Here is a 26,399-nt window from a genome sequence, read left to right as displayed (position 1 = left end):
CTCTCCTTCCAGCGCGCTCATCGCCCCGAGAGGGCGCCCAGCCGGTCGTACACCGGCCCGAGCTGGCGTCGCAGCACCTCGAACGCAACCCGCAGCTCGCGGTAGGTCGCGTGCCGGTCCGGGTCGGAGCGAATCGGCGGGGCGGTATCCTGCCACGCCTGGGCGGTGGCGGCGACGTCATCGACATGCCCGGTGGCCGCCGCCGCGATCAGCGCGTCGGCCAGCACTCCACACTCCTGGCGCACGGTCGGCACCCAGTCGATGCCGAGGACATCGGCTTTGATGCCGTTCCACAATGACGAGGCGGCACCGCCGCCTAGGGCGCGGGCCTCGTGTAGATTCTGACCGCTCCGGCGGACCAGGTCGGCCCACACCGCGTACTCGTAGGCGATGCCCTCCAACAACGACCGGAACATGTGGCCACGTCCGTGCCCAGCGGTGAGACCCACCCAGGCGCCGCGCGCTCGCGGCTGCGGAGGCAAGACGCCGCCCTGGAAGTGCGGGAACCATAGCAGCCCATCGGAGCCCGGCTCGACCGCAGCCGCCAGCTCATCGAGCACGGCATAGGCCGTCGGTGAACCCGCCAACCTTCCCGCGGCTACCTCGTCGCGGAACCAGCGAAGCGCGAGCCCGCCGCCGTTGATGAAGGCCAGGGTGATGAACCTGCCGGGGATCACCGAATGCCCGGAGGTGAGCGTCAAGTGGGCGGTGTCAGGTCGAAACCCGTCGGTGCAGACCGCGAATACGCTTGCGGTGCCCGCCGAGTCGAACACCTGGCCGCCGGACACGACACCGGCGCCGAGGGACGCCGCGCTCTGGTCGCCAGCCCCTGCGGCGACCGGCGTTCCGGGCGGCAGGCCGGTCGACTCGGCTGCCTCGCGCGTCACCTGCCCGACGATGTCCAGCGGGTCGACAATGCGCGGCAGCACCCGCTTGTCAACGCCGAACTCGTCGAGGAGCTCGTCCGACCAACGAGCCGCCGCCGTCTCTGACAGGTTGGAGAAATGCAGGTACGTCCGGTCGATGAAGGCCTCCTTCGGGGCCAGCCCGCACAAACGGCCAGCGACAAAGGCACCCGGCACCACGAACCGTTCGATTCGCGCGAAGTCGCCGGGTCGCTCCCGCTGCCACCAGACGATCTTCGGACCGTGCGAGTAGGTGGGGGGGCAGCCGGACAACTCGACGACCCGCTGAGCATGCTCGGCCATCTCCTCGATGTAGGGCGTGCACCGGGAGTCGAGCCACGAGTCGAAGTACGTCGCGGGGCGGAACTCGGCGTCGATCGTGCCGATGCCAGACATCTGACCGGAGAACGCCACCCCCGCCACGTCCTTCGCACGGCCCGAGGCGGCGAGGGCTCGCCCGATCGTCCGGTGGGCCGAGGCCTCGATCTCGGCCAGGTCCTGCTCGGCCCAGCGTGGCTTCGGGTGCCGGAGCGGCACCTCCTCGAACGCCTTGCCGAGGATGCGTCCGGACAAGTCGACGACGGCGGCCTTCGTGCCCATCGTCCCGAGGTCACAGCCGACAAAGACGGTCACCTCAGCTCACCGCCACGATCGTCTTGAGGACACCGCTCGGCGGTCGGTCAAGTACTGCGGCCGGCGCGCCGTCCAGGCCGACCACCCGGTGCGGCAGCCGCTCGAGTTTGATCGCGCCGCTCGCGGCCAGGTCGCAGGCCCGCTCGTAGTCCTGAAGGCGCGATCCGGTGCTGCCGACCAGCGTGAGGTGCCGGTAGTGGACGACGTTCACGTCGACCGGCACCACGCCGGGCAGGCTCGCGAAAGCGTGCACGACACCTCCCACCGCCACCCGCTCGAGGCCCCACGCCAGCGGCTCCGCACCCGGTGCCGTCACGACTATGGCTGCGGGCGGCTCACCCAGATGATCCGCGGGATCTTCGTCCGGGCCGATCGCTGCGTTGACCCCCAGGTCACGGGCGAGGCGCCGGCGCTGCGGTGAGCGTTGACACACGACCACCCGGGAGCCTGCGGCCTGCAGCACCCACGCGCACAGGATGCCCATCGCGCCTGCGCCGACGACCACGGCCGGCCGGGCCGTATCGATCCCGGCCACTTCGACTGCGTGCACTGCGCACGCCAAGGGCTCGAGCATGGTGGCGATCACGGGATCGAGGTCACCTAGCGGCACCACCTGGCTGGAGGGCACGGCCACCAACTCGGCAAACCCACCGTCCCGGTCCAGGCCCAACGCCTCCCGGTATGGACACCGGTTGTGCCAGCCGGCCAGGCACGCCTGGCACCGCCGGCAGGCGATCTCCGGGTGCACGCCGACCACCGTGCCATCCAGGAGCCGGCCGGTGACCTCATGCCCGGGCGTCCGAGGGCTGTCATGCCCGCGTGCGGCGAACTTGCGGTCAGTCGAGCAGACGGCGGTGGCGGCGACCTCGAGGAGGACCTCGCCGTGCGCGGGCTCCGGCGAAGGGATGTCGAGCACCGAGACGTCTCCCGGTCCGGCCACCCTGACGGCGCGCATGATCAGCCGCGCACCGTGTCGAACTCGATCGGCTCGCCGGCGGCCATGGACCGGTTCGTAGCGACGGCAGCCTCCAGTGCCGCCACGCCGTCGTCCACGGTCGTCCTCGGCTCCTCGATGCCGTGGACGACCGCGGCGAGGTGCTGATCCTCGGCGCGATAGGCCTCCGCGAACAGGGTGCGCCAGCTGGCCACCGGGTCTGCCACCACACCGTCACGCCGGACCAGCAACGTGTGGTTGGCGCGGATGTCGCCGACGAGCAGCATGCCCTCGGACCCGTAGATCTCGACCCGGGCGTCGTACCCGTATCCGGCTGGACACGCCCCATCGACCAGGCCGATCGCATCACCGGACATCTCGAAGGTCGCGGTCACCAGATCCACGAACCCGGGGTGTCTCTCAGAGAGATCCCGCCGCTTCCTTGCGCGGCCGACGGCGTAGACCCGGCGGTACTCCTGGCCGGTCAGCCACCGGACGGTGTCGAGGTCATGTGCGTTGACCTCCGCGATCAGCCCGCCGGAAAGATCGACGTTCCACGCCCATTGCGGTGGGAGGCCGGGGCCGCGACCGGTCGACCGGACCAGCAGCGGCTCGCCGATGTCACCAGCCTCCAGTCGCTCGGCCGCGCGGGCGAACCCCGTGTCGAAGCGGCGCATGAAGCCCATCAGGAACACGGCATCCGAGCTGCGGGCCGTCTCACGAATGGCGTACGCCTCGTCAAGGCTCGAGGCCAACGGCTTCTCACACAGGACGTGCCTGCCCGCCTTCAGCGCCGCGATGGCCACTTCTGCATGGGTGAAGGTCGGTGACGCCACTACCAAGGCGTCGGCTGCGTCGTGCGCGACCGCATCCATCGGGTCGGCGAAACCGTGTTCGCAACCGAGCTCGGCCAGCGCCGACTCGCGCGTCGCGTCGTCTGGTTCGCACACGCCGACAAGCCGCGCTCCGCGGACACCGGAGGCGAGGTTGCGCCCGTGTACGAGACCCGCGCGGCCCGCACCGACGAGGATGACCCGGATGTCTCCACCCATGGCTTCCACTCCTCCGCCCGTCATTGTCTGGTCGGGCTCCGGCGCTCTTCTATGTCACAGCGACGTTGCCACCGTCGACGACGATCTCCGTCCCGGTCATGTACGGCGCACGGTCCGATGCGGCGAACGCGATGACGGCCGCGATCTCCTCCGGACGACCGAGCCGGCCGGCCGGCCGCAACGACGCCATCCGTTGCTCCATCGCGGCGGGGTCGTCTGCCTCGTCGATGATCTGCTGCACGAGCGGTGTCCGGGTCGTACCTGGGCATACCGTCACCGCTCGAATACTGTCGCCGGTGTGGTCCGCGACGATCGAGCGGGTAAGCATCACCAGACCGGCCTTTGACAGGTTGTAGGCCAGCTGGTTCGGGAAACCGATCACGCCGGCTTCGCTGGATACATTGACGATCGTGCCTCCCCCACCTCGGCGCATGGCCGGGATGGCCAGTGCCGTCAGCAGCACCGCTGCTCGCAGGTTGAGGGCCATGACCCGGTCGTAGATCTCGGCTGTCGTGTTCTCCACGGAGGCCTCGTGGTGGATGCCGGCGTTGTTGACCAGCAGGTCGAGGGACGCCGTTTCGGCGAGCGTCCGCGCGACAAGATCTTCCGGGGTGGCCGGGTCGGTCAAGTCCGCCGGATAGAACAGGCCGCCCGACCGATCCTCGAGCTCCTTCTGCACCGCGGCGCCAGCCTCCGGGTCCCGTCCGGTGGCCATGACCCACCAGCCGTCGTCCGCGAGGGCAATCGCCGCCGCCCGGCCGATCCCCTTCGTCGCGCCCGTGACGACTGCCGTCTTCATGACACGCGCGCTCCGACTCGAACTGCCGTGCTACTGGTATGGCTCATGAGACTCGGCCTTGTATCCTGACCGTACAGGATGACATTACGAGTGATCTTTCGTTACCGTCAAGGCGGCGCTGGTGCCGGCCATCGGCGGTGAGGAGGTCGGAGTGGGGAGGATCGCCCGCGGATCGCGATTCGGCTTCATCGGCGTGACCGCGACCCAGTCGTCCATCAACCAGGTGTTCCCGGCCTGGGCCGCGGAGCTGGGGCTGGGTGACGTCCGCCTCGATCCTGTCGACCTGAAACTCGATACTCCACCCGAGCGGTACCGCGAGGTGGTGCGCGATATCGCGGGCGACTCGCGACATCACGGCGCGCTGGTCACCACGCACAAGGTCCGGCTTCTCCAGGCGGCGGCCGATCTGTTCGACGAGCTCGATCCGCTGGCGAACCTAACCGGCGAGGTGTCGTGTATCTCCAAGCGGAACGGTCTGCTTCGCGGCCACGCGAAGGACCCCATCACGGCGGGCCGGTCCTTGGCGGCATTCGTCCCGGCCGGCCGCTTCGCCGGCGAGGCGGAGGTGCTGTGCATCGGCGCGGGAGGGTCCGGCCTAGCGATCTCGCTCTACCTCGCGACCCGGCCGGACGCCGCCGACCGCCCGCGGCGCATCACAATGGTCAACCGTGGGGTCGAACGGCTTCACGAGTGCCGGGCTGTCCACCAGCGTCAGGAGCAGCCTGTCCCGCGTCCCGAGTTCGTCTACGTCGCCAACGCCGATCCTCGAGTCAACGACACGCTGATGGGCGAGCTCCCGCCCGGGTCCCTCGTGATCAACGCGACGGGTTTGGGCAAGGACCGTCCCGGCTCCCCCATCACCGCCGAGGGCTGCTTTCCCGAGCGCGGCCTCGTGTGGGAGCTCAACTATCGGGGCGAGCTCGACTTCCTGCATCAGGCCCGGGCGCAGGAAACGGTCCGACAGCTCACGATCGAGGACGGCTGGCGCTATTTCGTGCACGGGTGGAGCGCCGTTATCGACGAGGCCTTCGACCTCAACCTCGATGACTCGGCGATCGAACGGCTCTCCGCCGTAGCCACTGCGATGCGCTCGTGACGTGCTCATCCGCACTGTGAGGGGCGACATCCAACCCGACGAGCTCGGTCGTACCGACTACCACGAGCACCTGCTCATGCGCTCACCGCTGCTGGCCGGTGACGAGCTCGACGACGTCGACCGGTCGGCAGCCGAGACCGCGGAACTGCGCGACGCCGGCATCGACGCCGTTGTCGAGCTGACGCCGCTGGGATGTGGCCGGGACCCGCTCGGTATCGCGACGATCGCCGAGCGGACCGGCGTTCACATCGTGCTGGCGACGGGCGTGCATCGCGAGGCCCACTATGGGCCGGACCACTGGCTACGTACGGTCCAGCCGGACGACCTCGCGGAGCGCTTCGTCCTCGACATCGTGGAAGGATGCTCGGACGCCGACAGCATCGGACTTCACGGACCGCCGACGGACGTCCGCGCTGGTGTGATCAAGGTCGGGACCGGCTACTGGTCGATCAGCGGCTTCGAACGCCGGGTGTTGCTCGCCGCCGCCGAAGCGAATCGGGCCACCGGAGCGCCGATCGTGTGTCACCTCGAGCTCGGCACGGCGGCCACGAACGTGGTCGAGCTGCTCGCCGGAGCCGGGGTCTCCCCGGCCGACGTGGCTCTCGCGCACGCCGACCGCAACCCGGACCCGGTTTTGCACGCCGAGCTGGCTACTGCAGGGGTATACCTCGGCTACGACGGCGCCGGGCGGACGAAGTACTGGCCGGACAGCATGCTCGTCGACTGCCTCGTCTCCGTCGCCGAGCGAGGCGGAGCGGAACGCCTGTTACTGGGCGGCGACGTGGCGCGCCGCTCGTCCTTCCATGCCTACGGCGGGCTCCCCGGGATGGCCTATCTCCCCTCCGTGTTCGTTCCCCGGGTCGCGCGGGCGGGCGGGGACGAGCTCGTCCACGCGATCCTCGTCTCGAACCCCGCCCGCTTCCTCGCCTTCTAGCGTGCTGCCGCGGCCGGCACGAGGACACGATCCGCTGGCTCACCGAGCAGCCGTGGTGTGACGGCAGGAGGCGCACAGACATGGGCAAGCCTGCTCCACGTCACCGGCGAGAGCCGACTCCTCGCCTACAGCGTGATGGTTCTGGGACCGGGTTCGCAGGACTTCCGCGCGCCACGAGTTGCGCCACACCGCTGCGTCGCTCGCCGTGTCGGCTGGGGCAAATGTGAAGGGCGGTCGAACGCATATGCTCACCACGCCAAAGCATCGATGACGCTCGACGCCTATGCCGACTTGTTCGACAACGCCTTGGGGGCCGTGACGGACCGACTGGACGACATAGTCCGAGCTGCGGACTATGTGCGGACCAACCGCACCGCCGACAACCCACAAGATCACGCAGAGATCGCCTGACCTGCTGTTCTTGGCGGTCCTGACGGGACTTGAACCCGCGACCTCCGCCTTGACAGTGCGGATCGGGCTCGCCGTCCGCTGTCGTCCGTTGCCGTTGGTGGTGCATCTGCGCAGGTCAGTATGGCGGTTGATATCGGCCGCTGGTCGTCGGCGGTGCGGGTTCTGATGCCTCATCGCTGCCTCGTCGCTGCACGGCCACGCGGCCCACCTGATGCCTGCGCGTCCTCATGAGTAGTCGCCCCCGGCCGGTGCGCTAACACCGGACCGGGGACTTGATCCCAACCTGACCTACCAGGGAGAGACCCGTGGTCAAGCTACCCGAACCCGATACCCGAGAGATCATCGCCCGCGCACCCTTCGTCGAAGAGGGGGTCGGCGAGATGGTCGCGCACATCCTGCACGGCGATGCCCACATCGATGTGGAGATCAAGCCGTTCGAGACGGAGATGTACGCGCAGTTCGACCTGCTGCCGAAGGAGGCGCGACGGCTCGCCGCCGATCTGGTGCGCATCGCCGATATCGCACAACAGGCGATGTGGACGCCGAAGCTGCTTGCCAATGTCCGGGAGCGGTACCTACCCGGTGCGACCGATGCCGAGATCGTCGAACAGCTCAATCGCATGGTCGAGCGTGTCGGCGGTCTGGAGCTGATGAAGCCGGGGGTGCTCTACCCGCAGGACGGCTACGAGCTCACCCGCCAAGCACACCGCCAGGTGGTCGACCGCATTGCCGGCGTGCTGTCGGAAGCGGGGGTGACGCTGGGCGAGCTGGAGTCCGTTGTCCGTGATCTGCGCAAGGTCCAGCGCGCCGAGACTGAGGACGCCCTGTGATCGCCGCAGACCGGGTGGACTGCCCGGTGAAGTGGTGCGACGAGGCCGGCGCCCACACCATCCACCGGCACTATCTGGAGTCGATCCCGGCCGACTCCGGACGCTGGATGCTCGGCGTCAACGTCGTCCGCCCGCATAGCTCGACGACTGGGGTCGAGCTGACGACCGTGCCGCGTCACGGCCGCAGCACTGTGGTCCGCCTCGGGACCCGTGAGGCGGAACTGCTCCACGAGGCGATCCGCGAGGCCGTCGAACGAATCCACCGACGAGCTGGCCGCGACGACCTATAACGATGTGTCGGCTGGTCTCGTCGCATCCGCTGATGGTGCGACGGGATCAGCCGTTCCGTACAACAAGCTGCAACGACGAGCGATCGTTCCCAAGCGTTGCGTCGTCTCGATCGAGAGTGAGGACTGCTGTGTCTGCTGAGCTTCTGCCGTACGCTGGGACTATGTCCGAGATGCCGGTGCAGGACGCGAAGGATCACCTCAGCGAGGTGATCAGCCGAGCCACGTCCACCGGGGAGGTCATCTACCTGACCGACCACGGAGTCCGCCTGGCTGCAATCATGCCGGCGGAGCGCGCGGCCGTCCTCGATGGCCTGCTGGCCGTTGAGGAGTTCGAGGCCGAGCACGGACCGATCCCGGCCGATGAAGCGCGCAAGGCGCACGACGTGCTGGTCCGCGAGGGCGTCATCACCGACTGATGGGCATCACTTACGACACCGGCGCGCTGGTCGCGGCGGAAGCCAATCGAGTCGATATCTGGGCGTTGCACCGTGACGCTCTGCGCCACGAGATCCGCCCCGTCGTGCCCGCCGCCGTCCTGGCGCAGGCATGGCGCGGCGGCCCTCAACACCAGCTCTCACGCCTGCTGCGTGGCTGCAAGATCGAGCCGATGAGCGAACAACTCGCCCGCGAAGCCGGCGCTGCGTGTGCCACTGCGAGGACGAGCGACGTTGTCGACGCCACGGTCGTCATCTCCGCCCTGTCACGCGGCGACCTGGTCGTGACCAGCGACCCCGGCGACCTCTCTCACCTGGCGGACGCACTCAACAAGCCCATCCGTCTTCACGCTGTGTAAGAACCTAAGCGCGGTCGTCATATCGCTCGTGCACAGTCTCAGGTCAGCCCTGTCTGGTACTTGAAGGCCAGTGGGATGAGGTCGGAGTCCTCGACCTCCCACGGGCTGACGATGTGCAGCTCGCCCCCGGTGGCCATGGGGGCCTCATCAGACCTGTTGAGCTCGATCGAGTGGACGATGGCCAGGGAGTTGTTCGGGAACCGCTCGCGGTGGTGATTCACTTCGCCGCTGGTCAGGATGACCTCGGCACCGACGGATGTGGTGCCCTTGACCTCCACACTTAGATGGATGTCTCCTCGCTTCACATCGAGATCGAACGGCTGCTTGGTTCCGACATCATCGACGCTGTAACCGAGATCCTCGTAGTGCTTCGTGACAACCTGAACGGCATGCTTCTCAATCGCGAGCTTCTCAGCGGTGTTCAGGCGGAAACCCTGCCCGGTCTTGCGAGCCGAGCCTGCGGCCTGACGTATCGCGACGAGGGCGTCCGCGATCTCGGCCGCCGGTTCACCCGGAATCGTCAGTGAGGTCTCCTCAGCCTCGTAGATCCGCCCGAGCCAGTCGATCATGCGCCGCAGGTCAGAGGCCAGGGCGGCATCGTCCGGGATGCTGTTGAGCGGATACTCAATAGCCACCACGTTGCCGAGCTCGTACTGATGACCCAGGTTGGACCGCCGAGCCTCCAGTGAAATATCCAAGGCCAGTTCATTGGCCCAGGTGATGCCGAGGACATTCCGCGCCCATAAGACGCGGGCGGCAAGCTCCTCGCCAGCGCGCGGGCGGAACTCGCCGCCTTCCCACCTTGTCGTCCCCTGGTTCAAGGAGATGTAGACCCGATCTCCGAACGCGCTGAACAGATAGACGATGTACCAGCCCTGGGTTGCGGAGGGTGATCGGCGCGCTGAGTAGACACGAGTCCAGGGGATCTCAGTCTTTCTGCCGGTGCCATCACGTCCCTCCACGGCGAGGTCACTCATAACGGCTGTGGAGGTCGGTTCATTGAGCTGTTGTCGAAGCCACTGAGGGATCATCTGCCGAACGAGGACACCGCGACGCTGCATCGCCTCTGTGTTGTCGGCTGTCCATTCCTCCTGGAGGAGGAGTGTCTCTTCGAGCTCGGCTTGCATGTGCCGACCCTAGTCGGAGCGCCTGACACCGAACTCGCGGGCACGCGCTCGGAGAGGCAGGGCGCAGGGGGCCGGGGCATTTTCGACCAGCGGACGCCCAACGCTTAACCCGGGGATAATGTCGTCGAACCGCCTGGGGTCATGCGGGGCACGACCTCGTCTCTGGCCGGGCGGTATGGCGGACCGTGCCTCCTTGCCTGCTCGTCATATTGTCGGCTACTTCGACGGCAGGTGAGGGTGAGCGTCATACGCCGGGTCACCAGGTCGTTGGATCTCGATGATGTGTTCGCTTGGGAGCGGGTCAAGGGTCGGCGAAAGCCGGTCACATAGTGACGAGAAGCGCCCTTGAGGCGCGGAGTGGAGGCCGGAGACTGGCCGCGTAGAGGGGGACGGCTGTCGGTGACTGTTCCGGTTGTCTAGCCAAGGGGTCGTCCCCGTGCGTGTGGCCGCCGCCGCCGAGCGGGAGGGACCGGCCGCCAGGCCGCATGCCCGGACGCGAGCGGGCGAGCGGCCACGCGGCGCGCGGAGCGCGCCGCCTTGATCCTCAATAGCTCAATCCAGCAATGTACGGCGCTGCGCGGGAGTCGGGTCGCGTTTCGACTGATCTTGACGGCGTAGCGGACAACTCGTTACCTAGCCCTCTACAGCCTAGAAGTACGCACGCAGGCGCTCGGCCATGGCATCGGTCTCTTCGATGCTGAGTTCGTGAACCTCCTCCCAATCGGTACCGCCTTCTGGGAGTGTGCCAGCGATATGAAAGTGCACGTGAGGTATCGTCTGGTGAGCGGCCGCGCCATTGTTCTGCCAAACGCTAATCCCCGGCCGCTGTTCTGCCTGGTCTATCAATCTGGCAGCCATGCGCACTAGTTCAATCACCGCATGCGACTCTGCGGTGCGAAGTTCGAGGATTGTTGGGGCGTGGCGTTCAGTAACGACCAGAAGGTGGGAAGCTCCACGCTGCTCACGCGTAACGAGGATTGCTGCGTCCGCTTCTCGGTGGAGGATCGTATACGGTCGAGCACCGCTAAGGTAGTCACAGAAGGGACAGGGGTATACATCTGGAACAACGAGATGGCTCACGAAGACAACCTCAAGGACCGGAGGAACTCTTGGATCTCAAGCATGTCAATCCGCCTCTCGTCCTGTGGGCGAATTACGATGAATAGTTCCCCGCATACTCTTTGGCGGCGTGAAGCGAACATGAATGAGAGGATGAGGAATCGAATGGCGTCTTGGATGGGAAGGACGGTCGACATGCCCGACTGTCCAAGTCCGATCACAGGCGCGGAGACCGGCTCGCCGTTGGAGCGAGCCCGGACCTCGTCCCAAAGTCTTTCTAGCGCTTCCCACAATATTGCGATGGATGACGACACATTGTTGTTCTCGTCCATACGCGTATAGGCAACACAGAAATAGTGAGTGCGCTGGTGGCAGATAGTAGCGACGGTACCCAGGGGGTAGCGGTCCGTGTTCCCGGGCTTCGCCACACCCGTCTCAATCGGCACCTTATCGATGAGTGCAGCCTCTAGATCTGAGCGCAAGGCTGCCACGTCGTGGTGGTAGACACGGTCGAGGAACTGGCCCTGCACGCTTCCGGTCGCAATGATGTGCGGCGTTTCGATGTCAAAGGTATCCGCCATGCCGATGACGAGGTTAGTGCCCTGTTCGAACAGATCGCCGGTCACTAAACGGATCTTGGTGTCTGGCGTCGCGTAGTGCTGCTCCACTGGGTAGGGCCATGACTTCCACGCGGCGTAGGCGAGCGCGACTGCGGGAACTAGCATGATCTCGGGCAGGTCGAGCCTTCCCAGGGAATCGGGCGAGAAGAGGTCATACAGCCCAAGTGTCGCGGATAGGGCACCGAGAGCGGCGAGGCCGTGCGTAGTAAGGCCCCGCCAGAAGCGCTTGTTCCTAAGGTCGCGCGTGAGAGTCACAAGCTATAGCCTCATCGTATGAGCTCCGAGCCGGCTGGAGAATAGGGCTTTGAGCCGCCGCCTGCTTATCCCAGGCCCACGCTCTTGTAGATCTCATCGTCGTAATGCCACACGCCGTCAAGCACCTTCTGCCGATTCGAGGCGTAGTAGATCGGCCAATTATCGAGTGCGTGCTTTAGGATTTGTGCCTCATAGGAAACGTGCACTGCGCCTTTACCGCTCGGGATCGAACTGGGACACAGATCGGAATCGTACCGTCGTTTGTCGTTTAGATTGGTGACGACGATCGGCAGGTCCAGGTGGCGCGCGTACTCGATCTCCCATGGAATGTAGCCGCGGATGTACTTGGTCCGCTCCCCGACCAAAAGCAGAAACGTCTTCGAGCTTTGCATCCGCTTGCGCAGTTGCGCCTTAATGGAATCCGGCAGGCTCGTGTCTCGGGCCGGATGCAAGTCATGAGCATTGTGGAAGTCGAAATCGATGTTCTTATTGGCTTCCCATGCCGTCAATAGGCGGTACCAGCGCATGTCGTTGTCGCCGTCGAAGGCGATGTACAGTTTGTTTCGATAGGCCATGTCGCCCCCTTGTAACTTGTTTGGAATCGACGCATTAGGGAACTCAGCGAGACAGGATCATTTGAGGTACTACTTGCCCGCAGTTTCGGTGCGTGCTCTAGTGGACCAAGACAGCAGTGTCACTAGGTGAGGCGGCTGATAGATAGGTGGACCAGGTTACACGTAAGGTGAGCGGATCGACGAGCCTTACTAGGCGTGACGTGCTGGGCGGCGCAACGCAACGTTGTGAGGTGCTGTTCTACATCGCACAAGCCGCCGCCAGCTTCTTGCGACCGCTCGATCATCGGCATGCGGGCGAGTCCGGGTATCCGAGGCGGCGGGGCCAGACATCAGGTGACGTAGCCTCTCGCAGGGTCAACAGACGCAGGTGCCGGCTAGTCCGCCCGCGGTGGCACGGGGAGGCGGTAGGAGAGGACGTAGCGGTCGGAGGAGACGACGATGTCGGCGGTCTCGACGGGCCGGCTCTTCGCGTAGTAGGTGCGTTCGATCGCGAGGATGGGCACGCCGACCGGGACCTTCAGTGTCTCGGCCTCATAGGGTCGCGCTGACCGCCCGGTGACGTCCTCGACGACGTGGGTGATGTGGATGCCGATGGCGTCCATCCGGGGCACGACGCCGGTGACGGGGCCGCCTTCGGGTTGTTCGACGGGTGTGCCTTCGGTGATGGCCAGGGGTTCGAACGAGGTTGAGAGCATCGCGGGCTCGCCGTCGGCGAAGAACCGATAGCTGGTGCGCATCACCGGGTCGCCGGCCGCGATGCCGAGCCGGTCGGCGATCGTCTTGGATGCGGTGGTGCGGCGGGTCTGGTACTCCCACTCCGGGACCTGGCCGGACGCTCGGGCTGACGCCGCGAACGGCGATCCTTCGGGGCGCTCGCTGTAGAGGTCGCCGACGACGCGGGTGCGTTGTGGTCGCTGTGCGCGGACGAAGCTGCCGCGCCCCTGCTGCTTGACCACGAGTCCTTCGGAGCGGAGGACTTCGACGGCGTTGCGCACGACGATGCGCGAGACGCCGTAGTCGGCCATGAGGTCGGCTTCGCTGGGCAACCGGTCCTCGGCCTGCAACGTGCCGTCGAGGATCTGGCTGCGGATGTCGTCAGCGATCTGCAGGTAGGCAGGGCGACCCCTGAAGTCCGCCACAGGCCCTCCCCTCTACTCGACAGAACAAGTCTTCCACCTGGGCGGTCGCTTGCGTAACTGAGGCGGTCAGCCTGGCGTGTCGGATTCCGTGTTGTCCAGTCGTGCTACTTGTTATAACGTGTTGCGTGTCGAATGGAGTCATCTCCTATCCCCGGAGGTCACGATGACGACCCAGGCACTTGCCTCAGCCACGGCGGCGACGCTCCGCCCGCTGCGGCTGAACTTCGCCCAGGTGTGCATCTGGTGCGGATACCGGTGGTGCACGTCGCCACGCTGCATCGGTCTGCACGAGAGGTCGGTGTGGATCGTGTGCATCGACTGCGACGGCTTCGGCGTGATCGGTCCGCTGGACGCCTGCCACTGCGTGCACGGCCTGATGGAAGCCACACCGGCCGTCGATCCCGCCGAGCTGCGCCGGCCGCTGCCCGTGTACCGGCTGGAGGACGACGAGCCGGAGTTCATGGTCACGCCGCGACCGGCAGGAAGGCTGTGATGGTGCTCGGCCCGGCCCTGTCCGGCGAGCTGGTCCGCGGTGCTGCTGTGCTCGTCGGCGCTTGCGTGCGTCCGGTCCTGTCGAGGGTGACCGACACGACAACCGGCGACGTGCGCACGGTGACGATCGCGTGTGGCGCGACCCGTGAGGCGGTCTGCCCGTCCTGCGCGGAGCGGGCTCGCCGGTTGCGGATGCAGCAGTGCCGCGAGGGCTGGCACCTCGACACCGAACCCGAGCTCGCCGGCCCCGACGCCACAGAGGGCGACGACGAGACTCCCACAGTCGACGACGAGGACGACGCGACAGAACGGCGCGTCCGGTCCACCAGACGACGTGAGGACGTGCCTGACCTACCTCGGCTGCCGGTCTCGGGCCACACCGTCGGGCGGACCTTCGATGCCCCGGACGGCAAGACCTACCGGCCGTCGATGTTCCTCACGCTCACGATGCCGTCCTACGGGCGCGTGACCGACGAGGGCGTCCCGGTCGACCCGGACCGCTACGACTACCGGCGTGCAGCGCTGGACGCGATGCACTTCCCGAAGCTCGTCGACCGGTTCTGGCAGAACCTTCGCCGCGCCACCGGCTACAACGTGCAGTACTTCGCCGCCGTCGAACCGCAACAACGCCTCGCGCCGCACCTGCACGCCGCCATCCGTGGAGCGATCCCGCGCAAGCTCATCAAGCAGGTCGTCGCGGCCACGTACCACCAGGTCTGGTGGCCCGGCATCAACCACGTCCACCACTACCGCGACGGCTGGCCGGCGTGGGACGAGGAACAGGGCGGCTACGTCGATGACGGCGGCTGGATGCTGCCGACCTGGGACGAGGCGATGGACTACGTCGACAACGGCGACGGCCTCGACCTCGGCGAAGAACCAGAGCCGGTGCACGTGCTGCGCTTCGGTGTCCAGGTCGACCTGCAAGGCATCCTCGCCGGGACACCGGCCGCTGACCGCCGCGTCGGCTACCTGACGAAGTACCTGACCAAGTCCATCGCCGAACCACTCGACATCGACGACCCGAACCGCATCTCGGCCGCTCGCCGCGCCCACATCGACCGCCTCGCCGAGGAAGTCCGCTGGCTCCCGTGCTCGCCGACATGCGCGAACTGGCTGCGCTACGGCACTCAGCCGAAGAATGCCAAGCCAGGCATGGAACCCGGCCGCTGCACATCCAAGGCCCACGACCGCGACCACCTGGGGCTCGGAGGCCGCCGCGTCCTCGTCTCGCGCAAGTGGACCGGCAAGACGCTGACCGAGCACCGCGCCGACCGGGCCGCCGTCGTCCGGGCCGTCCTCGCCGAAGCCGGCATCGAGATGGACGACCACGACCAGCTCTCGGCAACCGCCACCGCACCCGACGGCAAGGCCCGCTACATCTGGACCCCGGTCCGACCCGGCGACCCCGACGCGCCCTCCTACGTGTGGGCCGTCGCCAAGTCGATCGCACAACGCCGCCGCTGGCGCGAGCAGTACGACGCCGCCAAACAGGCCACCGGACCGCCGTCCAGTGATGTTTCGGCAACCGACCCGTCCTCCCCGGAAGGAACCCCGCCATGCCCGACAACGTGATCCGCCTCGACGCCCACCGGCCGCCAGGACAACAGCCCCGCGTCGACGCCCTCGTCTACTCCGTCGCCGAGGTCGCCGAGCTGCTGAACCTCGCCCTCGGCGGCACCTACGCCCTCGTGCGCTCCGGCGACATCCCCGCACGCAAGCTCGGCGGCCGCTGGGTCATCCCCAAACAGGCGTTCCACGACTGGCTGGAGAACGTCACCCTCGAGCCCGATCCGGAGCCCGGCCCGCTGCTCCCCGGCCAGGACGGACTGTTCTGATGGGCTTCGTACGCAAGACGACCGCCGGGACCTTCCGCGCCTCGTGGCGTGATCCGTCCGGGGCCCAGCGCTCCAAGTCGTTCCCGACCAAGCGTGAGGCATCCCGCTTCCTCGCCGAGGTCGAGTCGGCCAAGAACCACGGGCTCTACGTCGATCCTCGCGCCGGGCGGGTCCGTCTGAGCGACTACGCGGCGACGTGGGTCGCTGGGCGGGCGAGCGCCACGACGACCACCGTGCGCACGGATTCCGTCCTCCGGACGCACGTGCTGCCGCGCTGGGGGTCGGTGCCGCTGGACAAGATTGACCACTCGTCGGTCCAGCGCTGGGTCTCGGAGCTGAACGCCACCCGCTCCCCGGCCACCGTGCGGAAGTGCTTCCACGTGCTCGCGGGCATCATGCGGCTCGCCGTCCGTGACCGGCTGCTGGCCTTCAACCCGTGCGAGGGCGTCCAGCTCCCGGCGATCCGTCGTTCGGACACTGACGAGCGCACGATCAGCCGTGAGGCGTTCGTGAGCCAGCTCCTGCCCGCCGTTCCCGAGCGTCATCGCGCCCTGGTGGCGCTGGCGGGCGGAACCGGGCTGCGGTGGGGCGAGTGCGCCGGCCTCCGCTGGGACGCCGTCGACCTGGACGCCGAGGAGGTCCACGTCGTGCGAGTCGCCGTCGAGGTTGCCGGGGCCGTCACGACCAAACCGTTCCCGAAGTCGCGCGCCGGCCGCCGCGTCGTCCCGCTGCCGCCGTTCGTCGTGACCGCACTACGCGACCACCGTCGCCGCTACGGCCAGGGCGACGCGGGGGAGGTGTTCACGAACCAGGCCGGGGGACCGGTGCGACGCACGCTGTTCCGCGTCCGTGTGTGGCGTCCTGCGCTCGTCCGGGCCGGACTGCTGGGCAAGGTGGTCCAGGAGGGCGAGCAGGTGTACCGGGGCACGTGGCAGGACGACGCCGGGCGAGAGCTGACGGAGACCTTCGAGACCGAGGCCGCCGCCGTCAAAGAGGTGTCTCGCCGGGCCTCCGGCGGGCTGCGGTTCCACGACCTGCGCCACTCGTACGCGACCTGGCTGGTCTCCGACGGCGTGCCCGTCAACGACGTGCAGCGCGTCATGGGGCACGAACAGGCGACGACGACGCTCAACCTCTACACGCACGACTCGGGAAGCGCACGCACCAGAGTGAGGGGACTGTTCGATGCCTTTTCGCTGCCTCGGCCCGCCGACGAGACCGGCCCCGGACATGAAAACAGCCCAGAGGATGACCTCTGAGCTGCTGGTATTGCTGGCGGTCCTGACGGGACTTGAACCCGCGACCTCCGCCTTGACAGGGCGGCGAGCACTCCGAGCTGCTCCACAGGACCTTGCTGTACTGCCGTGCCCGATGTTCCTGCCGGAGCAGAACACCGCATCCCCAACGGGATTCGAACCCGCGTTGCCGCCTTGAAAGGGCGGAGTCCTAGGCCGCTAGACGATGGGGACCAGATCTGACGACATGGCCCATGGCTCGTCGCCGTTCGGGACGTTGAAAGCATAGGGTGACGCGCTCAGTTCTCCAAATCGGGAGCTGGCGAGGGGTCTTCTGGCCCCTGAGCGGCGCCGTCGTCCTCGCCGGCCTGGTGGCGGTCGATCTCGGCGCTGGTCTGGCCGAGGCCGCCGAGCGTGAGATCGTCCCAGGCCACCAGCGCTTTCGTCTCCGGATCGAAGTAGAGCACCGACAGATTGACCGGAGTGGGATCTTCGTCACGTAGTCCGCGCAACCCGGCACCGCCGGTGGAGCCCTGCACCATGACCCGGGTGCCCTCGTCGAGGACGTACGTGTCGCGCTTGTGCGCGTGCCCGGAGAGCACCAGCGGGGCGATGCCGTCGAACAGCTCGGCGTGACTGGGGTCGTGGTAGACGATGACGTCCGGCGGCGGCTCGAGGTCCTCGGCGGCGTCGGCGAACTCCTCGGTGCCCTCGCGTATCACCTCGTCGGGGACGCCGCGGACGGACTTGTCCGGCGTGAACCGGGGATCCGGCGCTCCGAGGAACCTCAGCCCGGCCACCTCGGCAGGCTCGCCGTCGAGCACGACGGCGTTCGGCGCGGCGGCGACGGCGGCGGCGGTCGCGACGGAGTCGTGGTTGCCCTTGACGAAGACGTAGGGCCGCCCGAGGTCGGCGATCGGGCGCACGTAGGAGCTCTCGAGCGGCGTGCCCTGGTCGACGATGTCGCCGCTGTCGACGATGACGTCGACGGCGTACTGCTCGGCGACGGCGTCGATGATGTCCCACGCGGCCGGGTTGAGATGCAGGTCCGACACGTGCAGCACCCGGATGGTGTCGTCGTTCGGCTGGAACGTCTGCAGGTTGAGCGTGGTGTCGTAGACGGCGGCGACGTTGGCGACGAACCCGGCCAGCTGGTCGGCGTAGGCGTCGAAGTTCGTCGCGATGTCCTCGGCGTTGCCGATCAGCTGCGGCGCGGCCGCCAGCGGGCCGGTGTAGGCGGGCTCGCGGACGGCCTCGGAGTCGAACGTCAGCGCCGTCAGCCCGTAGCTGCCGAGCACTGCGGCGGTCGCCACCCCGGCCGCCAGCGCCGTCCGCCGGACCGACCGCAGCACCAGCGCCGCCGCCAGCGTGCCCCCGATGACCGCCGTCAGGGCGGCCCGGATCGCCGCGTCGACGAGCACGTCTTGGATGCCGGCGGTGATCTCGTCGTCCAATCCGGACAGCGAGTACGGGTTGTCGACGTAGCCGCTGAGGCCGTCGAGATCGACCTGGCGCACCGAGATGTCCAGTGTCACCGGGCCGGAATGGGTGTCGAGGACCACGGCGCCGACGGGGTCGAGGTGGATCACCGACTCGCCGCTCAGCGTCGGCCGGAACGCGACGTCGATGGCCAGGGGGCCCACATAGGCCTGTGTGGTGCCGGCGACGGCGAGCGCGATCCAGGCGCCGGCCAGTGCCAGTACAACCGGGCTGAGCAGCGTGAACGTCCGGTGTAGCCACCACGGCCAGGTCGCCGGGCGGGAGTAGTCACGCCACGCCCGCCGCCGCAGCCGGTCACCCGGCGGGCTGGTCTCCGTCGCCACGTCCACGGTTCGTTGGTAACACATTCCGCCCCCGGAATCGTCGGGCGCCGGTCCGGCAGGCGAGACTGGTGCCGTGCTGGAGCTGACCGAGGCGGAGTTCGAGCGGCTTGTGTCGGAGGCGATCGACGAGATCCCGCCGGAGCTGGCCGAGATGATGGACAACGTGGTGATCCTCATCGAGGACGAGCCCCCAGAGGACGCTCCCGACGTGCTGGGACTGTACGAGGGCACGCCGCTGACCGAGCGCGGCGAGTGGTACACCGGCGTGCTGCCCGACACCATCCGGCTGTTCCGGCTGCCGATTCTGCGCATCTGCGACACGCCCGACGACGCCGTCGAGGAGGTGCTGATCACCGTCGTGCACGAGGTGGCACACCACTTCGGCATCGACGACGAACGGCTGCACCAACTCGGCTGGTCATGAGCCGGTTCGGCTCCGTGCCGGCACGCCGCCGAACAGTTTCGCCGTGTTCGCCGTCGTCGTCGCACGCCAGCCGGGGTTGGTCCGGTCCAGTCGCCGCAGCTGCCGCGCGACCCCGTCGGCCGGGGTGAAGCAGAAGCCGCTGCCGTAGACCACCCGCTCGGACCCCGACGGCCAGACGCCCGACGTGCCGAGGTCGACCCACAGCCGCTCCAGGTGCGTCGAGAGCCGCACCCCGTCGTCGGCGAGGAGCTCCAGCCGCGACGCCAGCAGCGGCAGCACCGACCCGGCGTCCCCGACCACGAACCGGATCCGCGGGTACCGCGCCAGCACGCCGGAGAGCACCAGGTCGCCGACCGCGCGCACGCCCTCGAACACGAACTCCATGAGCGGCCGGGGCCGGTCCAGCGCGACGTCGCGCCAGTTCGGCGGCGAGGTCGGGTGGAGCAGCACCACCGCCTGCCGTTCGTCGAGCAACCGCCACAGCGGTTCCAGCCGCGGATCGCCCGGGTACCGACCGGCGGCGTTCGTCAGGAGGACGATGCCGTCCGCGCCGAGCTGGTCGAACGTGTGCCCGGCCTCGGCGATGGAGCCGTCGAGGTCGGGCAGCGGCAGGCTGGCGAGGAAACCGAACCGGTCCGGCCGGCCGGCGACGAACGCCGCCGCGGCCTCGTTGACCTGCCGCGCGAGCACCCGCGCCCGGACGTCGTCGCCGAAGTGGACTCCGGGCGACGACACCGACAGGACGGCGCGGGCGATCCCGCGCCGATCCATCAGGGCCAGGTGCTCACCGGCGGACCACCGCGGCCAGCCGGGCATCCCGTCGGGTGCGAGGTGCCCGGCTCGGACGGCCGCGGCCACGTACTCCTCGGTGAGGAAGTGCGCGTGCACGTCGACCAACGTCATGCGACGCTCGGGTGCAGCAGGTCGTCGAGGCCGATGCGGCGCAGCAGCTCGGCGCGGACGCGGTCGGCGACGGCGTTGACCACGACCGAGCCGTCGTCGGACGGGTCGATGTGCACGCGGAACGGGCGGCGGCCCTTCTCGGTGCCGACGACGTCGACGATCGCCCTGGCGACGTCCGCCACGTCGGCCCACCCGGGCTCCAGCTCGGAGAGCCTCTGCGCGACCTGCTCCATCAGCCGCGGGTACTTCTGCTCGTACTCGGCGACGACGGCTGCGTCGGCGGGCGAGCCGCTGTGCGCGAAGTGGTTGGTGCCGTGCGTGAACGCGCCTGGCACGACGATGGTGGTTTCGATGCCGAACCGCGACAGCTCCAGCGCGTAGCTCTGGGCGAGCGCGTCCATGCCGGCCTTCGCCGCGAAGTACGGCGCCAGGTACGGCGGGGTGCCGCCCCGGGTGCTGGAGCTGCCGACCCAGACCACCAGCCCGTCGTTCTGCCCGCGAAGCACCGGCAGGGCCGCGCGGTTGAGCCGCTGGGTGCCGACGACGTTGGTGTCGTAGAGCTCGGCGAGCTGCTCGGGCGTGAACGCCTCGGCCGGGCCGGTGACCATGTGGCCGGCGTTGTGGATCAGGACGTCCAGCCGGTTCTGCTCGCCGACGACGGTGGCGACGGCCTGCCGGGCGGATTCGTCCGAGGCGACGTCCAGCTCGACGGCGCGCAGGTCGACGCCGTGCTCGGCGGCGTGCGCCTTGGCCTCGGCCGCGGCAGGCGCGTTGCGGCCGGCGAGGTCGCGCATGCCGGCGTAAACGGTGTGGCCGGCGTCGGCCAGGGCACGGGCGGTGAGGGCGCCGAACCCGCTGGACGCGCCGCTGATGAGGATCGTGCTCATGGTGGGTCTCCTTGCGGTGGGTGGGACCGAGTCAGATCGCGCCGCCGTTGGCGTACAGCGTCTGGCCGTTGATCCAGCGGGCCGGGCCGGCGAGGAACGCGATGATCTCGGCGATGTCCTCCGGCCGGCCGATGCGCTCCAGCGGCGGCTCGGCGGCCATCCGGTCGAGCAGCTCCTGCGGCTTGCCCTCGAGGAACAGCGCGGTGGCGGTCGGCCCGGGGGCGACGGCGTTGACGGTGATGTCGCGGCCGCGCAGCTCGCGGGCCAGGATCAGGGTGATCGCCTCGACGGCGCCCTTGCTGGCCGCGTAGGCGGCGTAGCCGGGCCGCGAGAACCGGGTGAGCGAGCTGGACACGTTGATGATCGCGCCGCCGGAGCGCACCCGCCGGGCGGCCTGCTGGTCGACGGCGAAGGCGCCGCGGACGTTGGTGCGCAGGTGCGCGTCGAGCTCGGCGAGATCGAGGTCGGCCACCGGTGCGAGCCGCATGATTCCGGCGGAGTTCACGACGACGTCCACGCCGCCGAACACCCGCTCGGCCTCGTCGAAGACCGCGGCGACGGAGTGCTCGTCGGCGACGTCGACCTGGACGGCGATGGCCTGCCCGCCGGCCGCGACGACGTCGGCCGCGGCCTGCTCGCCCTCCTCCTTGGCGCTGCCGTAGGTGACGACGACGGCGTAGCCCTCGCGGCCCAGACGGGCGGCGGTCTCGCGGCCGATGCCACGGGAGCCGCCGCTGACGATCGCAACGCGGGGAGTGTTCTGGTCGGTCATGGCCGGGTTCCTTCCGGATCTGAGCTGTCGTGCTGACACCTCGATCCTTGGCCCGGGCCGAGCATCAATACAAACGAATCTCTTCGATGCCAGAATCAGTTCTGGCGATGCAAGTCCCGCCCGGCGACCGTCCCGTCGAGCAGCCGGACGTGCTGCATCACCAGCCCTAGCAGCGCCCGCACGGCCGCCGACGGCCGCCGCTTGCGCAGCATGGCCAGGTGGACGGCCCACTCGAACGTCTGCCCCTCGACCCGCAGGATGCGCACGTCGGCGGCCAGCCGGGCCGCGTACTCCGGCAGGACCGCCACCCCGACTTCGTGGCGGACGAACGCCGCCGCGTCGTCGACCCCGGCCACCTCGACGGCGATGCGGCGGGAGATGCCCGCGGCCTCGAACACCTGATCGACGATCGCCCGGTTGGTGAAGCCGAGTGGGAAGTCGACGAAGCTCTCGTCGGCGAGGTCGGCCAGGGTGACCCGGCGCCGCCGGGCCAGCCGGTGCCCGACGGGGACCGCCAGCACGTTCGGCACGCGGACCAGCTCCCAGCTGGCGAGGTCGCGGTGCGCCGGCCCGGCGAGGGCCAGGAACGCGACGTCGCAGTCGCCGGCCAGCAGCGCCGCCAGGTTGCCAGACGAACCGGTGGCCTCGACCCGCAGCTGCAGCTCGACGCCCGGGTAGCGGGTCCGGAACACGCCCGCGACGGCTGGCAGATCGACCAGCGCCAGCCCGCCGAGCATGGCCACCCGGACCCGGCCGCGCAGTCCGCTGCCGAGCTCGTCGACGACGTCGCGTGCGCCCTGGACGGCGTCCTGCACCGCGAGCGCCTCGGGCAGCAGCGCCGCGCCGGCCTCCGTCAGCACCACTCGCTGCGCGCTGCGCTCGAACAGCGTGACCTTCAGGTCCTTCTCCAGCGCCGCGATGGCCGCCGAGACCGCGCTCTGGACGACATGCAGCCGTTTCGCGGCCAGCGTGAAGCTCTTCTCGTGCGCGACGGCGACGAAGTACTCCAGCTGCCTCAGCTCCACGGAGCCAGTCTGGCGTAGGAAGAATGGTTCGGGCGCCGGGCCGGGAACGCCTCTCGGCGCAACGGCCGCTCGTAGCGGCTATAAGTGGGACCCGGGGTTACCACGGCCCGCCGCCCAGCGAGAGCCCCGAAGGGCTGTCGCCAGTACCTGAAACTACCTGATGTCCGTGGTTGTTCCCAGCGTTACGGCGTGGGAAGGATCACCTTGACGTCGCGCCGGTGGGCGGTTCGTCCCGGTCAGGCGCGGTCATCCGGCGGGCGAGCTCGACGACGGCGGCCCGCTGCGCCGCGCGGTCCATGCCCTCGGCGCCGACGGTCATCCGGACCACGTGCGGCGCGACGAACCACCAGTCGACCAGTGCCATCACGCCGTAGAGCAACTGCCCGGCGCCGATCGCGCCGGTCACCAGCCCGCTGCGCTGGGCGTCGGCGATCGCCGCGACCTTGTCGTGCTGCAGTGCCGCCCGCTTCGCCTCGGCGACCGCCTCGCCGCCGCTGGCCAGCCCCTCCCAGTGCAGCAGCCGGAGGAAGTGCGGGTGGTCGGTGTGGTGGTCGAACAGCCGGCCCGCGTAGTCGCCGAGGTCGCCGGCCTGCTCCAGCGTGAGTGGGACGGCGGCGGCGAGGCGCTGCAGCTCCCGCTCGAGGACGGCGCGGAACAGCCCGTCCTTGTCGCCGAAGTACTGGTAGATGCGCTCCTTGTTGACGCCGGCCGACCGGGCGACGCGGTCGACGCGCGCACCGGCCGGGCCGTACTCCGCGAACTCCTCGACGGCGGCGTCGAGCAGGCGGCGGCGGGTCGCCTCGGTGTCCCACGGCATGAGAGCACCGTAGCAATCTCCAACCGTTCAGTTGCTTTTTCGGAGGAGAAGACGCAAACTCCAACCATGCAGTTGGAAAATCGTCCGCCGTCCGCCCACCGCCGCGCTCTGATCATCTGGCTGGCCATCTACCCGCTCGTGACCCTGGGACAGTTGCTGCTCCGCCCGCTCATCGGCGACCTGCCGATTCCCGTGAGCACACTGGTGCTGACGCTGCTGGTCGTCCCCGTTGCCGTCTACCTCGTCGTCCCGGCGCTCACCCGGGCCAACGTCCGGCTCAGCGCCGCACGATCACGCCGCGTGCGACCAGCTCGGTCGTGAGCGCGACGGCGGCCGTCTCGACCGCCAGCAGTGCCACCAGCACGAACAGCTGAACCGCGCCGGCCTGGATCGGATCGGCGCCGCCGATGAGCATGCCGACGAACGCGCCCGGCAGCACCACCAGGCCGACGGTGCGGGTCTGGTCGAGGGCGGGGATCAGCGCGGTCGCCGCCTGCGGCCGGGCGATCTCCAGCGCGGCATCGCGCGGCAGCAGCCCGACCGACAGCGCGGCCTCGACTTCGCCACGCCGGGTCGCCAACTCGTCCAGCGCCCGCCGCCCGGCCAGCGCGGCCGCCGTCATCGCCCCGCCGATCAGGATCCCGGCGACGGCGATGACGGCCAGCGGGTCGGCGGGCAGCACACCGGTGGCCAGCAACGCCGTCACGACCAGCAGCGGGCCGGCCGCAACCGGCACCGCGGCCCACGCCCACGATCGGTCCCGGGTCATCCGGCGCCCGGCAGTCACTGTCCCCGTCACCAGCATCACCAGCAGGAACGCGGCCGTCAGCGGCTCGACCTCGACGACGGCGGCGAGCACCAGCGCGACGACGGCGAGCTGGACCACCGCGCGCACCGCCGCCGTGACGACCCCGCGGTCGTGCCCGAGCCGCGCCACGGCGCTGACGGCGACGGCGACCACGACGAGGACCGCCATCGCCACGCCCAGGGCCGGTCCGACCGGCAGCAGCGTCGACGACATGCCGCTGAGCATCCCATTCCGCGGCCGTAGTGTGGTGACATGGTGAGGCTGACGAAGATCTACACCCGCACCGGCGACGACGGCACCACCGGGCTGGGCGACTTCAGCCGCACCCGGAAGACCGACCCGCGACTCGTCGCCTACGCCGACGCCAACGAGGCCAACGCCGTCATCGGGGTCGCCGTCGCGCTGGAACGGTCCGGCACCGGAGGCGGCGGTCTCGGCCCGGACGTGCTCGCCGTCCTCCAGCGGGTCCAGAACGACCTCTTCGACGTCGGCGCCGACCTGTGCCTGCCGCTGAAGCCGTCGTACGAGCACGAACCGCTGCGCGTCCAGCCCGCGTGGATCGAGGAACTCGAGGCCGACTGTGATCGCTACAACGCCGAGGTGCCCAAGCTGACGTCGTTCATCCTGCCAGGCGGCACCGTCACGGCTGCGCAGCTGCACGTCGCCACCACCACCGTGCGACGGGCCGAGCGGTCGGCCTGGCGGGCCGTCGAGGTGTACGGCACCGGCGACGACGGCGGCGTCAACCCGCTCACCGCCACCTATCTCAACCGGCTCTCGGACCTGCTGTTCATCCTGGCGCGGTACGCCAACCGGGCCGGCGGCGACGTCCTCTGGCAGCCCGGCGGCGGCCGCGCGGAACCGCCCCGGCGGCGCTAGCCTCGAGATCATGAGGCTGACGAAGTTCGAGCACTCCTGCGTCCTCGTCGAGGACGGTGACGGCCGCGTCCTCATCGATCCCGGCGGCTTCTCGCACGGCTTCGAGTCGCTGACCGGGCTGACGGCGGTGCTGGTCACCCACCAGCACGCCGACCACCTCGACGCCGGTCGGCTGCCGGCGCTGCTGGAGGCCAACCCGCAGGCCCAGCTGTACGCCGACGCCGGCAGCGCGGCGATCCTGGCCGAGTCGGGCATCGCCGCGACGGGCGTGCAGCCGGGCGAGCGGCTGAACGTCGGCACCACCATCGACGTGTTCGGCGGCCACCACGCGGTGATCCATCCCGACGTGCCGGTCATCCCCAACGTCGCCTACCTGGTCGGCGGCCGGTTCCTGCACCCGGGTGACTCGTACACGATTCCCGACGTCGACGTCGAGATCCTCGGGCTGCCCACCGCCGCGCCGTGGTTGAAGGCGGGCGAGTCGGTCGACTACCTGCGGGCGCTCACGCCGCACGTGGCGATCCCGATTCACGAGGCGCTGCTGGCCGTGCCCGACCCGTTCTTCGGCCTGTTCGAGCGGCTCGCGCCCGAGGAGACGGAGCTGCGCGTCGTGGCCGCCGGCGGCACGTTCGAGGCCTGATCCGACGACATCGGCACACACAAGGGACAATGGAGACGTGACCGAAGGCAGATCCGAGCGCCACCGGCGACCCCACCTGCGCCCCGACATGCCCGATCTGCTCGGCGACCCCGATCCCGCCGACCGCACCGCCGCCGCGCATGCCACCGCCGCCGCCGTTCTGCAGGCGGCCCGGTCCGAGCCCGGCACCGCGCCACGGCTGCTGGATCTCGCCGACCGCGTCGGCCTCGACGAGATGGCCGAGCTGTGGCGCGGGTCCGGCTCCGACACCCTGCCCGGCACGCTGTGGTCGCTCTACCTGCTGCGGAGCTGGGTGCACCGCAACGGCGCCGAGGCCGCCCGGGTCTTCGCCGTCGGCGAGCGGGTCGCCGAGGTCTCGACCGCCGTCGCCGGCGTCGCCCACC

General features: G+C 69.0%; 30 protein-coding genes, 2 tRNA genes and 2 pseudogenes. 16 read left to right on the top strand and 18 right to left on the bottom strand.

The window, feature by feature from the left end; genetic code table 11:
* Positions 1–17 precede the first annotated feature (17 nt).
* The 4 genes from E1262_RS24925 to E1262_RS24910 are packed head-to-tail and all read right to left on the bottom strand — an operon-like array spanning position 18 to position 4,323.
* The gene (locus tag E1262_RS24925) at positions 18–1,538 is read right to left on the bottom strand and encodes an FGGY-family carbohydrate kinase (RefSeq protein ID WP_275261813.1); all 1,521 of its coding nucleotides are present in this window, start codon (positions 1,536–1,538) and stop codon (positions 18–20) included.
* A gap of 1 nt (position 1,539) precedes the next feature.
* The gene (locus E1262_RS24920) at positions 1,540–2,493 is read right to left on the bottom strand and encodes a zinc-dependent alcohol dehydrogenase (RefSeq protein WP_132106726.1); all 954 of its coding nucleotides are present in this window, start codon (positions 2,491–2,493) and stop codon (positions 1,540–1,542) included.
* Positions 2,494–2,495: 2 nt separating this feature from the next.
* The gene (locus tag E1262_RS24915; RefSeq protein ID WP_162606065.1) at positions 2,496–3,524 is read right to left on the bottom strand and encodes a Gfo/Idh/MocA family oxidoreductase; all 1,029 of its coding nucleotides are present in this window, start codon (positions 3,522–3,524) and stop codon (positions 2,496–2,498) included.
* A gap of 49 nt (positions 3,525–3,573) precedes the next feature.
* Positions 3,574–4,323 (bottom strand): SDR family NAD(P)-dependent oxidoreductase, encoded by a 750-nt coding sequence (locus E1262_RS24910; protein WP_132106722.1) that lies wholly within the window; start codon positions 4,321–4,323, stop codon positions 3,574–3,576.
* Between the two features lie 121 nt (positions 4,324–4,444).
* Here E1262_RS24910 and E1262_RS24905 point away from each other — a divergent pair, with 121 nt between their 5' ends.
* From E1262_RS24905 to E1262_RS24880, 7 genes and pseudogenes are all read left to right on the top strand, one after another.
* Positions 4,445–5,419 carry a shikimate dehydrogenase family protein gene (locus E1262_RS24905; RefSeq protein WP_203454394.1) on the top strand — a complete coding sequence of 325 codons (975 nt, stop codon included), beginning with the start codon at positions 4,445–4,447 and terminating at the stop codon, positions 5,417–5,419.
* Position 5,420: 1 nt separating this feature from the next.
* On the top strand, positions 5,421–6,353 hold the full coding sequence (locus E1262_RS24900) for a phosphotriesterase family protein (RefSeq protein ID WP_132106720.1): 933 nt from the start codon (positions 5,421–5,423) through the stop codon (positions 6,351–6,353).
* A 172-nt stretch (positions 6,354–6,525) separates the two neighbouring features.
* Positions 6,526–6,764: pseudogene (locus tag E1262_RS32285) on the top strand (hypothetical protein); the annotation flags it as partial.
* Between the two features lie 305 nt (positions 6,765–7,069).
* Positions 7,070–7,594 carry a hypothetical protein gene (locus E1262_RS24895; RefSeq protein ID WP_132106718.1) on the top strand — a complete coding sequence of 175 codons (525 nt, stop codon included), beginning with the start codon at positions 7,070–7,072 and terminating at the stop codon, positions 7,592–7,594.
* Positions 7,591–7,884: a hypothetical protein gene (locus E1262_RS24890; protein ID WP_132106717.1), complete on the top strand. Its 294-nt coding sequence runs from the start codon at positions 7,591–7,593 to the stop codon at positions 7,882–7,884. Before E1262_RS24895 ends, E1262_RS24890 begins: the two co-directional genes overlap by 4 nt.
* A 161-nt stretch (positions 7,885–8,045) precedes the next feature.
* On the top strand, positions 8,046–8,300 hold the full coding sequence (locus E1262_RS30535; protein WP_162606064.1) for a type II toxin-antitoxin system Phd/YefM family antitoxin: 255 nt from the start codon (positions 8,046–8,048) through the stop codon (positions 8,298–8,300).
* Complete coding sequence (locus tag E1262_RS24880; RefSeq protein WP_203454390.1) at positions 8,300–8,677, top strand: PIN domain-containing protein; 378 nt, start codon at positions 8,300–8,302, stop codon at positions 8,675–8,677. The genes E1262_RS30535 and E1262_RS24880 overlap by 1 nt, the downstream gene beginning before the upstream one ends.
* A gap of 38 nt (positions 8,678–8,715) precedes the next feature.
* Here the strand turns inward: E1262_RS24880 and E1262_RS24875 are convergent, their stop codons facing one another.
* The 5 genes from E1262_RS24875 to E1262_RS24855 all read right to left on the bottom strand — a co-directional run bounded on the left by E1262_RS24875 (position 8,716) and on the right by E1262_RS24855 (position 13,452).
* Positions 8,716–9,804: an MrcB family domain-containing protein gene (locus E1262_RS24875; protein WP_132106711.1), complete on the bottom strand. Its 1,089-nt coding sequence runs from the start codon at positions 9,802–9,804 to the stop codon at positions 8,716–8,718.
* Between the two features lie 648 nt (positions 9,805–10,452).
* A complete protein-coding gene (locus tag E1262_RS32210; protein ID WP_132106709.1) occupies positions 10,453–10,884 on the bottom strand; it encodes an HIT family protein in 432 nt (143 codons plus the stop codon).
* The gene (locus E1262_RS24865) at positions 10,881–11,738 is read right to left on the bottom strand and encodes a macro domain-containing protein (protein WP_132106707.1); all 858 of its coding nucleotides are present in this window, start codon (positions 11,736–11,738) and stop codon (positions 10,881–10,883) included. The genes E1262_RS32210 and E1262_RS24865 overlap by 4 nt, the downstream gene beginning before the upstream one ends.
* A 65-nt stretch (positions 11,739–11,803) precedes the next feature.
* Positions 11,804–12,313 carry a TIR domain-containing protein gene (locus E1262_RS24860; RefSeq protein ID WP_132106705.1) on the bottom strand — a complete coding sequence of 170 codons (510 nt, stop codon included), beginning with the start codon at positions 12,311–12,313 and terminating at the stop codon, positions 11,804–11,806.
* A gap of 374 nt (positions 12,314–12,687) precedes the next feature.
* On the bottom strand, positions 12,688–13,452 hold the full coding sequence (locus E1262_RS24855; RefSeq protein ID WP_132106703.1) for a GntR family transcriptional regulator: 765 nt from the start codon (positions 13,450–13,452) through the stop codon (positions 12,688–12,690).
* Between the two features lie 163 nt (positions 13,453–13,615).
* Between E1262_RS24855 and E1262_RS24850 the strand changes: the two genes are divergently transcribed.
* From E1262_RS24850 to E1262_RS24835, 4 genes are read left to right on the top strand one after another with little or no spacing between them, the layout of a single operon-like run.
* Positions 13,616–13,945 (top strand): hypothetical protein, encoded by a 330-nt coding sequence (locus E1262_RS24850; protein WP_132106701.1) that lies wholly within the window; start codon positions 13,616–13,618, stop codon positions 13,943–13,945.
* Positions 13,945–15,519, top strand: a complete 1,575-nt coding sequence (locus E1262_RS24845; protein ID WP_132106699.1) for a replication initiator — start codon at positions 13,945–13,947, stop codon at positions 15,517–15,519. The genes E1262_RS24850 and E1262_RS24845 overlap by 1 nt, the downstream gene beginning before the upstream one ends.
* The gene (locus tag E1262_RS24840; RefSeq protein WP_132106697.1) at positions 15,504–15,782 is read left to right on the top strand and encodes a helix-turn-helix domain-containing protein; all 279 of its coding nucleotides are present in this window, start codon (positions 15,504–15,506) and stop codon (positions 15,780–15,782) included. The genes E1262_RS24845 and E1262_RS24840 overlap by 16 nt, the downstream gene beginning before the upstream one ends.
* Positions 15,782–17,041 (top strand): tyrosine-type recombinase/integrase, encoded by a 1,260-nt coding sequence (locus E1262_RS24835; protein ID WP_132106695.1) that lies wholly within the window; start codon positions 15,782–15,784, stop codon positions 17,039–17,041. The genes E1262_RS24840 and E1262_RS24835 overlap by 1 nt, the downstream gene beginning before the upstream one ends.
* A gap of 14 nt (positions 17,042–17,055) precedes the next feature.
* Here the strand turns inward: E1262_RS24835 and E1262_RS24830 are convergent.
* The 3 genes from E1262_RS24830 to E1262_RS24820 form a co-directional block, all read right to left on the bottom strand.
* A tRNA-Asp gene (locus E1262_RS24830) sits at positions 17,056–17,133 on the bottom strand.
* Positions 17,134–17,178: 45 nt separating this feature from the next.
* Positions 17,179–17,251 (bottom strand) — tRNA-Glu (locus E1262_RS24825).
* A gap of 65 nt (positions 17,252–17,316) precedes the next feature.
* Positions 17,317–18,846 (bottom strand): metallophosphoesterase family protein, encoded by a 1,530-nt coding sequence (locus tag E1262_RS24820; protein WP_132106693.1) that lies wholly within the window; start codon positions 18,844–18,846, stop codon positions 17,317–17,319.
* A gap of 67 nt (positions 18,847–18,913) precedes the next feature.
* On the opposite strand from E1262_RS24820, the gene E1262_RS24815 reads away from it, so the two are divergent.
* A complete protein-coding gene (locus tag E1262_RS24815) occupies positions 18,914–19,264 on the top strand; it encodes a metallopeptidase family protein (protein WP_132106691.1) in 351 nt (116 codons plus the stop codon).
* Here E1262_RS24815 and E1262_RS24810 read toward each other — a convergent pair.
* From E1262_RS24810 to E1262_RS24790, 5 genes are all read right to left on the bottom strand, one after another.
* Positions 19,259–20,167: an amidohydrolase family protein gene (locus E1262_RS24810; protein ID WP_132106689.1), complete on the bottom strand. Its 909-nt coding sequence runs from the start codon at positions 20,165–20,167 to the stop codon at positions 19,259–19,261. The genes E1262_RS24815 and E1262_RS24810 overlap by 6 nt on opposite strands.
* On the bottom strand, positions 20,164–21,054 hold the full coding sequence (locus E1262_RS24805; protein WP_132106687.1) for an SDR family oxidoreductase: 891 nt from the start codon (positions 21,052–21,054) through the stop codon (positions 20,164–20,166). Before E1262_RS24805 ends, E1262_RS24810 begins: the two co-directional genes overlap by 4 nt.
* 31 nt (positions 21,055–21,085) lie before the next feature.
* Complete coding sequence (locus tag E1262_RS24800; RefSeq protein ID WP_132106685.1) at positions 21,086–21,826, bottom strand: SDR family oxidoreductase; 741 nt, start codon at positions 21,824–21,826, stop codon at positions 21,086–21,088.
* Positions 21,827–21,921: 95 nt separating this feature from the next.
* Positions 21,922–22,851 (bottom strand): LysR family transcriptional regulator, encoded by a 930-nt coding sequence (locus E1262_RS24795; protein ID WP_132106683.1) that lies wholly within the window; start codon positions 22,849–22,851, stop codon positions 21,922–21,924.
* 199 nt (positions 22,852–23,050) lie between these two features.
* Complete coding sequence (locus E1262_RS24790) at positions 23,051–23,668, bottom strand: TetR/AcrR family transcriptional regulator (RefSeq protein WP_132106681.1); 618 nt, start codon at positions 23,666–23,668, stop codon at positions 23,051–23,053.
* A gap of 66 nt (positions 23,669–23,734) precedes the next feature.
* On the opposite strand from E1262_RS24790, the gene E1262_RS24785 reads away from it, so the two are divergent.
* The gene (locus E1262_RS24785; RefSeq protein WP_132106679.1) at positions 23,735–23,989 is read left to right on the top strand and encodes a putative antibiotic biosynthesis monooxygenase; all 255 of its coding nucleotides are present in this window, start codon (positions 23,735–23,737) and stop codon (positions 23,987–23,989) included.
* Here E1262_RS24785 and E1262_RS24780 read toward each other — a convergent pair.
* A complete protein-coding gene (locus tag E1262_RS24780; protein ID WP_132106677.1) occupies positions 23,946–24,689 on the bottom strand; it encodes an ABC transporter permease in 744 nt (247 codons plus the stop codon). The genes E1262_RS24785 and E1262_RS24780 overlap by 44 nt on opposite strands.
* A gap of 39 nt (positions 24,690–24,728) precedes the next feature.
* Here E1262_RS24780 and E1262_RS24775 point away from each other — a divergent pair, with 39 nt between their 5' ends.
* The 3 genes and pseudogenes from E1262_RS24775 to E1262_RS24765 form a co-directional block, all read left to right on the top strand.
* Positions 24,729–25,355, top strand: a complete 627-nt coding sequence (locus tag E1262_RS24775) for a cob(I)yrinic acid a,c-diamide adenosyltransferase (RefSeq protein ID WP_132106675.1) — start codon at positions 24,729–24,731, stop codon at positions 25,353–25,355.
* Between the two features lie 10 nt (positions 25,356–25,365).
* The gene (locus E1262_RS24770) at positions 25,366–25,995 is read left to right on the top strand and encodes an MBL fold metallo-hydrolase (RefSeq protein WP_132106673.1); all 630 of its coding nucleotides are present in this window, start codon (positions 25,366–25,368) and stop codon (positions 25,993–25,995) included.
* A 37-nt stretch (positions 25,996–26,032) separates the two neighbouring features.
* Positions 26,033–26,399: pseudogene (locus tag E1262_RS24765) on the top strand (hypothetical protein); the annotation flags it as partial.

The sequence above is a fragment of the Jiangella aurantiaca genome (assembly GCF_004349105.1).
Classification (GTDB): domain Bacteria; phylum Actinomycetota; class Actinomycetes; order Jiangellales; family Jiangellaceae; genus Jiangella; species Jiangella aurantiaca.
Note: the sequence above shows the minus strand (reverse complement) of the source record. Positions and strands in the feature narration are given on the sequence as shown.